The 6,929-nt window shown below is 46.5% G+C and carries 6 protein-coding genes and 2 pseudogenes; 6 read left to right on the top strand and 2 right to left on the bottom strand.

The window, feature by feature from the left end:
* Together F6K57_RS33960 and F6K57_RS33955 are read right to left on the bottom strand one after the other, a co-directional pair.
* Positions 1–196 (bottom strand): annotated as a pseudogene (locus F6K57_RS33960) (heme peroxidase); the annotation flags it as partial.
* 184 nt (positions 197–380) lie between these two features.
* Positions 381–523 (bottom strand): annotated as a pseudogene (locus F6K57_RS33955) (ISAs1 family transposase); the annotation flags it as partial.
* A 261-nt stretch (positions 524–784) separates the two neighbouring features.
* Here F6K57_RS33955 and F6K57_RS33950 point away from each other — a divergent pair.
* From F6K57_RS33950 to murI, 6 genes are all read left to right on the top strand, one after another.
* Positions 785–1,081 carry a transposase gene (locus F6K57_RS33950; RefSeq protein ID WP_293017313.1) on the top strand — a complete coding sequence of 99 codons (297 nt, stop codon included), beginning with the start codon at positions 785–787 and terminating at the stop codon, positions 1,079–1,081.
* A complete protein-coding gene (locus F6K57_RS33945) occupies positions 1,081–1,353 on the top strand; it encodes a hypothetical protein (protein WP_293017314.1) in 273 nt (90 codons plus the stop codon). The genes F6K57_RS33950 and F6K57_RS33945 overlap by 1 nt, the downstream gene beginning before the upstream one ends.
* Before the next feature lie 32 nt (positions 1,354–1,385).
* Positions 1,386–1,544: a hypothetical protein gene (locus F6K57_RS33940; protein WP_293017315.1), complete on the top strand. Its 159-nt coding sequence runs from the start codon at positions 1,386–1,388 to the stop codon at positions 1,542–1,544.
* A gap of 808 nt (positions 1,545–2,352) precedes the next feature.
* On the top strand, positions 2,353–3,774 hold the full coding sequence (locus F6K57_RS33935; RefSeq protein ID WP_293072331.1) for a cation:proton antiporter: 1,422 nt from the start codon (positions 2,353–2,355) through the stop codon (positions 3,772–3,774).
* Positions 3,775–4,235: 461 nt separating this feature from the next.
* A complete protein-coding gene (locus tag F6K57_RS33930) occupies positions 4,236–6,146 on the top strand; it encodes an N-acetylmuramoyl-L-alanine amidase (RefSeq protein ID WP_293072330.1) in 1,911 nt (636 codons plus the stop codon).
* A 130-nt stretch (positions 6,147–6,276) separates the two neighbouring features.
* A partial coding sequence (gene murI, locus F6K57_RS33925) for a glutamate racemase (RefSeq protein WP_293072329.1) occupies positions 6,277–6,929 on the top strand: 653 nt, incomplete at its 3' end.

Here is a 6,929-nt window from a genome sequence, read left to right as displayed (position 1 = left end):
ATTCTGCCGTGTTGAACAAACCAATTTTGGTGCCTGGTTGGGAACAGGTCTCCTCAAACAATGGTCCCAAGCCTTTATTGATCAGCATCTCATTATTCCAGAGGCTATCCACCATCGGAATTTGCTTACTGTCATAGGTCAGAGTCTCGGGAAGGGCACTGTGCCAACGATATACCAAACTAAATTCCACTGTCATCCAATTCTGGCGATACCACTTCTGATTGGTAAACGCTGCAGGGTACAGCGGCGAAAAATTATGCCTCAGATAAGTTAGACTGTAGGGGAATTGAAGCTTTTAAAACCTTAAGCATATACCTTGGTACCATACTGGCTCGTTTGACTTTTTGACGAGTACTGCGTTTATAACTCGTTTCAAGATTGAGTAGATTGAGACTAAGCGCGCTTGAGTAAATCCATATTCTGTGGTGCATGCCCTGTACGAATCCGCGTCGCATCCTCCCCAAAGGTGACATCTAATACGAGCGTGGAGTTGGTTTTCAATGGACCAGTGTTGTCGGATTGCTAAGCCCGACGTGTTGAGGGGTGGTAAAGAAGTGAGGTAAAACATCACCTCACGGGTAGTCTTGTTCCTATGATGGCGGGTGCGAATAACCATTACAATGGTCTGTAATCCAGACCACTGGGACTGTTTGTACAAATCGAAGTCTATTTGAGCAAGAGTTACTGCCTTTGAAGTTACCGTAAGAGAGGGTCGCCTTTATGGGTGATCGGTTTTGTATAGAACCCATTTGAGATCTCAGTAATGGAGTAAAATAGGGAAAAAATGCCGTACTCAATTAGTCGAGGTGATCTTGAATGGGAAATAATCGAGCCTCTGTTGCCCAAAAAGAAGCAAACTAGACAACCATTGTGGAGTAAGAGGCAGATATTAGATGGTATCTTGTACCAACTCAAGAATGGTTGTAATTGGTGTGATTTACCTAAAGACTTACCTCCCTATTCCACAGTGTTTTGGTACTACAAACAGTGGCGTACGCAAGGAGTAATCGAAGAAATTAGGGACATCCTACATCGTCGAGTACGTGAGCAAGTAAAAAAAAAGGGCAATGGACAACCCTGATGATTATCGACTCCCAAGCAGTGAAAAACACCTGCAATGCCAGCATCTCTTCCAAAGGATTTTGTTTTTACAAAGCTACTAATGAAAGACATCTAGCAGTAGATACCTTGGGTTTCCCTTTTTTTAGTCACTGTACCAAAGCCTCGGTGTCTGACGATGTGGGATTAATTGAAATGTTGTCTAACCACATTGATTACTTCAAATCTAAACCCGTCAATATTGCCAAGATTACCATCTTACAAGACCGGCGGATATCACCGATGAAAAGCTGACACAGGAATTAGAGAAAATTTATCCTCAGATTATGACCAAAATTAGATTTAAGCTTTCGGCGAAACCATCCAAAGCTCAGAAGGAAAAAGAAGGTAAAAGTGGGTTTGTACCAGTCAAAGCTTGGTGGGGAATCGAAAGAACGAATTCGTGGATGGAAAGATCCAAGAGGTGCGACCCGTGGCGAATTTAATTGGCCGTTCGCGTTCGCGCAGCGTCGGCTTTGCCGAAAGCGTCGCCTACGGCGAACGGAAAGCGCACCTGAGGATTAACGCAATGCCATCTTTGTTCGCGTAGCGTGGCCTTTTGGCCAGGGTCGGTATTTCTCCGGTACTAGAGTCGCTTCGTCACGTAGGCGTCTGTCCTTACTCACTTCATTATTATACACTTTTCACGGCAGTGCGAGGGATTGCTCGCACTGCCGTGTCGCGTTTCCTCCCGGATAGGTTTGAGGAAAAGTGACTGTCCTAAACTAGGCTTCGACTGCTGTAACTTCTGACCCGGATTAAAATCGCGGGGCTACCACGCTCCCGCATTCTCCCGTGTGAGTGTGCCATCAGCTTTTTCCCCTGCCCTGTGTTCTTCAGTTGATCACTATGCTACAGCGCTTCCAAATCTTAATTTGTCAGAGACGATCCGCTACTGCCGGGGGAAGGGTCCTTAGCCATGAGTTAGACTAGCGTAAGCATTATCATCAATACCTAGGGCAAAAACTGTTCTTCATACTTACGCCATGGAGCTAAATACCCCTATCCTAATTACAGAAAGCAATTGTTCGCGTAGCGTGGCCTTTTGGCCAAGGTTTTATAAATATTTATTAATCAAGGCTTGACAAACGGCATTTTTGTTTAACTTGTCACCTAATACCTAACACCTAACACCTAACCCTCAAAACTAAATTGACACAGTACTAGCTTAGTTTGAGCCCCTGATTAGACCTGAGAGGCTCAAGGGTTGCCATAATTTTTGTAAAGTATAATGAATGATTTATTCGCAACTACATGGCTGATATAACTGCCTGGGTGAATCTCCTCACCCCCATACCATTCCTCCCCCCTGAACACCCTCTCCCATACCTATTGGCAACAGCAACTGAAGCCACTGCTAATGAAGCAGAAAACGGGTCACTGGTTCTTGCAGGAGTGCTATTGAGTCTAGTGGTGATCTACTTCGCCAGTAAACTCGGAGGCGAAATTTGTGCTCGGATTAACTTACCACCGGTATTAGGGGAATTGGTCGGTGGTGTAGTTGTCGGGGTTTCTGCCCTAAATCTGCTAGTTTTCCCAGAAGGGGGCAGTGCGGCTAGCAATTCCGTAATGATGACCTTTCTCCAAACTACCGCTGGTCTAACCCCAGAAGCTACCAACTCAGTATTTCAGTCTACTAGCGAGGTGATTTCCGTCTTAGCGGAACTCGGCGTGATCATCTTGTTATTTGAAATTGGACTAGAGTCTGACCTCAAAGAACTGATCCGTGTTGGTCCGCAGGCCGCTGTGGTAGCTGTAGTTGGGGTGGTTGTTCCCTTTGCTGCTGGTACTGCTGGTTTAGCTTACCTATTTGATATTTCTGCTGTCCCTGCTATTTTCGCTGGTGCTGCCCTAACTGCCACTAGTATCGGGATTACCGCTAAAGTCCTAGCAGAAATTGGACAGCTCAGTTCTAAAGAAGGGCAAATTATCATTGGTGCTGCTGTACTCGATGATGTCTTAGGAATTATCGTCCTGGCTGTAGTGGCTAGTTTGGCAAAAACTGGGGAAGTCGTGATCACTAATGTGATCTATTTGATTATTAGTGCTGGTGTCTTCCTAGTTGGAGCAATTCTAATCGGTCGCTTCCTCGGTCCGTATTTCGTTGCCTTGGTCAAGGAAATGAAAACACGAGGTCAGGTATTACTGACAGCACTCATTTTTGCCTTTGTCTTGTCCTATATTGCCACAGCTATCCAATTAGAAGCCATTTTGGGAGCCTTTGCTGCTGGGCTAGTCTTGGCAGAGACGGATAAGCGTCGAGAATTGGAAGAACAGGTCTTACCAGTGGCAGATATACTTGTGCCGATCTTCTTTGTTACAGTGGGAGCCAAAACTGATTTGAGTGTCCTTAACCCAGCAGTTCCCAGTAATCGCGAGGGTTTGATCTTGGCAACTTTCCTGATTGTGGTGGCAATTCTTGGTAAGGTGATCACAGGATTGACAGTCTTTGGTCAATCAGGAATTAACCGTCTGGCTATTGGGGTTGGCATGATTCCCAGAGGTGAAGTGGGGCTAGTCTTTGCTGGTGTTGGTTCAGCAAGTGGTGCTCTTTCAGAAGCAACTGAAGCAGCGATTATCATGATGGTTATCTTAACGACTTTTATTGCTCCGCCTTTGTTGCGGTTGGTCTTTCAAGAGCCATCTGAGCAGGTGGAAACAGCTGGAGAGTCTTGAGACTTGTTCTAATGGTATCTGAGCTGGCTGATTAAAGACAATTATTGATGCAGGATTCTTGAAGAATCCTGTTCAATTTAGTTGATTGTGTATGCTTTAAGATTTGACAAAGCTAAGTGTGTTAACTAAAACCAAATTTTCGATTCAGAGCAACCCGTGTATACTGAAACTCTTGAAACTTAACCAAGCTACTCTACGTCCGAGTCTGTTAACGGTTTTAATCAGATGAATCAGATTAATCTGATTCATCAGACAGACTAGACATTGCTTGACTGGGCTATTAATTAGGGGTATTCATCGTGAGCGGTTAGGGATTAGCGGTTAACTATAGCCTACTCTAGGCAGCTGTTGGGGTCTAATACTTAACCGCTAACAGCTGGTATAACCAATTGCTATAACCAATTGCTATAACCAATTGCTATAACCAATTACCTAAGATACATGATACAGGAGTAAGAATTGTGAGGTTTCGCTGGCTACTGCTACTCTCCAGCTCTTTGACATTTTCTCTATTTTCATTGGCGGCTCAAGCCCGTGAACTACTATTTTGGCAATATGATCGCAATCAGAATCGCCTGGAATTTACGACTGATGTGGGTGTACAACCCACAGCCCAACTCATTTCTAATCCTACCCGGTTAGTCATTGATTTACCAGGAATTAACGTCGGAGGTCCATCAACAAATCAGCGTCTAAGCGGGGGGATTCGAGAAGTGCGAGTGGGTCAATTTGAGAGACAAACCACTCGGATTGTGGTTGAATTGGCTCCTGGTTACACTATAGACCCCCAGCAGGTAAAATTTCGGGGTATTAGCCCCAATCAGTGGACTGTACAATTACCTCAGCCTTATCGAGGGTCACTGCCGGTTCTGCCTAACCCAGCACCGCCATCTATACCACCGGCTGAGCCACCGACCCGCACTCAATCCCCTCCACCACGGCCAACTATTCCGAGATCCAATCCAACTATTCCGAGATCCAATCCGGGGATTCGCCGACAAGGCTTTCAGATCAATAGAAATGGATTTTTTGTCAGTACCGATGGTGGGAAACCCATCATTCAAATCGAACGAAGTCGCAATAACCGCCGCATTAACATCGACCTAGAAGGGGTTACGATTGCCGAGAGTCTGTTAGGGGAAGATTTGGAGGTAAATCGCTACGGGGTTAGCAAAATCGAGTTTGAAAAGAAAAAAGAGTCCCCACCGATTGTCCGGATGACCCTGAATGTGGATAGTGACAGCCCTGATTGGCTAGCATCGTTCAGTGAAAGATTGGGGGGGGTGTTGATTTTCCCTAGGGGTGTCCCGGCTCAAAGGTTAGATAATGGACCAACATCCAAAGTGCCAACGAAACCGATTCAATCCCGTGGCTCGGCTAATACCGGTAAGTTAGCCACCATTGGGTCAGTGGAATTGGCTAGCAATCAGACTCAGCTGTTGATTAAAGCTAACCAACGGGTCAGAGCCACTAGCAAATGGGATCCTCGTTCAAAGGCTTACCAAATTACTATACCGAATGCCAAACTAGCTGAGAAGTTCAGTGGCCCTCAACTTAATACCACTAGTCCCGTATCAGAAGTGATGGTGCGACAGGAGGACAAAAACACGGTGCTGATTTTGGTACAGCCATCAAACGGTACCCGGATTGGTAGCCTCAATCAGCTCAATGATCAGCTGTTGGCTCTGCAACTGAGACCATTGATATCACGCAGGCCAACCAGGATACCCCCCCGCTCGATTCCTGTGCCACCGCCTAACTCGATTCCTGTGCCACCGCCTAACCGGACTCGCCCACCAATTCCCAGACGTCGGGTTCCCAAAGAGCGCCTGGTAGTGGTCATTGATGCCGGACACGGTGGCAAAGACCCTGGTGCTATTGGGCTTGGGGGTATACAAGAGAAGGATGTTAATTTGTCGATTTCCCGACAGGTGGAAGCGCTGTTGGAAAAACAGGGGATTCAGGTTGTCATGACTCGCTCAGATGACCGATTCATCAGTCTGAATGGACGAGTTCAAGTGGCAGAACGGACTGATGCTGATTTATTTGTAAGCATCCACGCCAATGCTATCGGGGGTAAGCGACCGGATGTGAATGGATTAGAGACTTACTACTACTCTACTGGTCAGAGTCTTGCCCAAACCATCCACTACACTATCTTGCGGAGCGTGGATGTTAGTGACCGACGTACCCGACGGGCGAGGTTTTATGTGCTCAGGAAAACCTCCATGCCAGCAGTTTTGGTAGAAGTTGGTTTTCTAACCGGCTATGAAGACTCAGCTAAACTGAAAACTGCCGCCTATCGCAGCCAGATGGCTAGAGCGATCGCTCGTGGCATCCTCCTATATATTCGGCAAAATCGGTTGACCTAAGTTGAGTTCTAATATTGTGTCAATTCTTAATTGATAATTGTTAACCTATAATCTAACGATTTTCTTGTTTTGAGCGAACCCAAGTAATCTGTTTCTTGCCCCTGGGTGGGTAGGTGCCAATTCTTAACCAATGATCAATAACCCAATTTTGATCTCTCGAACTCAACCCCAGAGTCGTCCCATCGGGATTTTCGACAGTGGTGTGGGGGGTCTGACTGTTCTGAGGGAACTATACAAACAACTACCATCCGAATCAATTATTTACTTTGCTGACACAGCACGGCTACCCTACGGTACCAGGTCTGCGGATGAAATCGTGCAGTTCGGCTTCGAGATTCTCAGCTGGATGGTGCGACAGGAGGTCAAAATGGTGGTGATGGCCTGCAATACCAGTTCGGCTCTGGCATTGGAAACTCTGCGTAGTGAGTTTGACATCCCAATTCTGGGGCTGATTCTACCGGGTGCCCGTGCGGCAGTCCACCAAGGTCGTCGCGTTGGGGTGATTGCTACACCAGCTACGGCTGCCAGCAATGCTTATCGAAATGCTATTTTGGAGGTTGAACCAACTGCTCAGGTATGGCAAGTGGGTTGTCCGGAGTTTGTGCCATTAGTGGAGCAAAATCGCTTGTGCGAACCCTACACTAAAGCGATAGCACGGCAGTACCTAGAACCTTTGCTAGCAGCCCAAATCGATACCCTAGTTTATGGCTGTACTCATTATCCCCATCTAGAACCGATCCTGCGGGAAATATTACCCCCAGACGTTAAATTGGTAGACCCAGC

The organism is Moorena sp. SIO4A5 (assembly GCF_010672005.1).
Taxonomy (GTDB): Bacteria; Cyanobacteriota; Cyanobacteriia; order Cyanobacteriales; family Coleofasciculaceae; genus Moorena.
Note: the sequence above shows the minus strand (reverse complement) of the source record. Positions and strands in the feature narration are given on the sequence as shown.

Bases quoted from the DNA above. Each gene is read 5' to 3' on its own strand.
- F6K57_RS33945 (WP_293017314.1), top strand. From the start codon at position 1,081: ATGATTATCGACTCCCAAGCAGTGAAAAACACCTGCAATGCCAGCATC.
- F6K57_RS33935 (WP_293072331.1), top strand. From the start codon at position 2,353: ATGGCTGATATAACTGCCTGGGTGAATCTCCTCACCCCCATACCATTC.
- F6K57_RS33950 (WP_293017313.1), top strand. From the start codon at position 785: ATGCCGTACTCAATTAGTCGAGGTGATCTTGAATGGGAAATAATCGAG.
- F6K57_RS33940 (WP_293017315.1), top strand. From the start codon at position 1,386: ATGACCAAAATTAGATTTAAGCTTTCGGCGAAACCATCCAAAGCTCAG.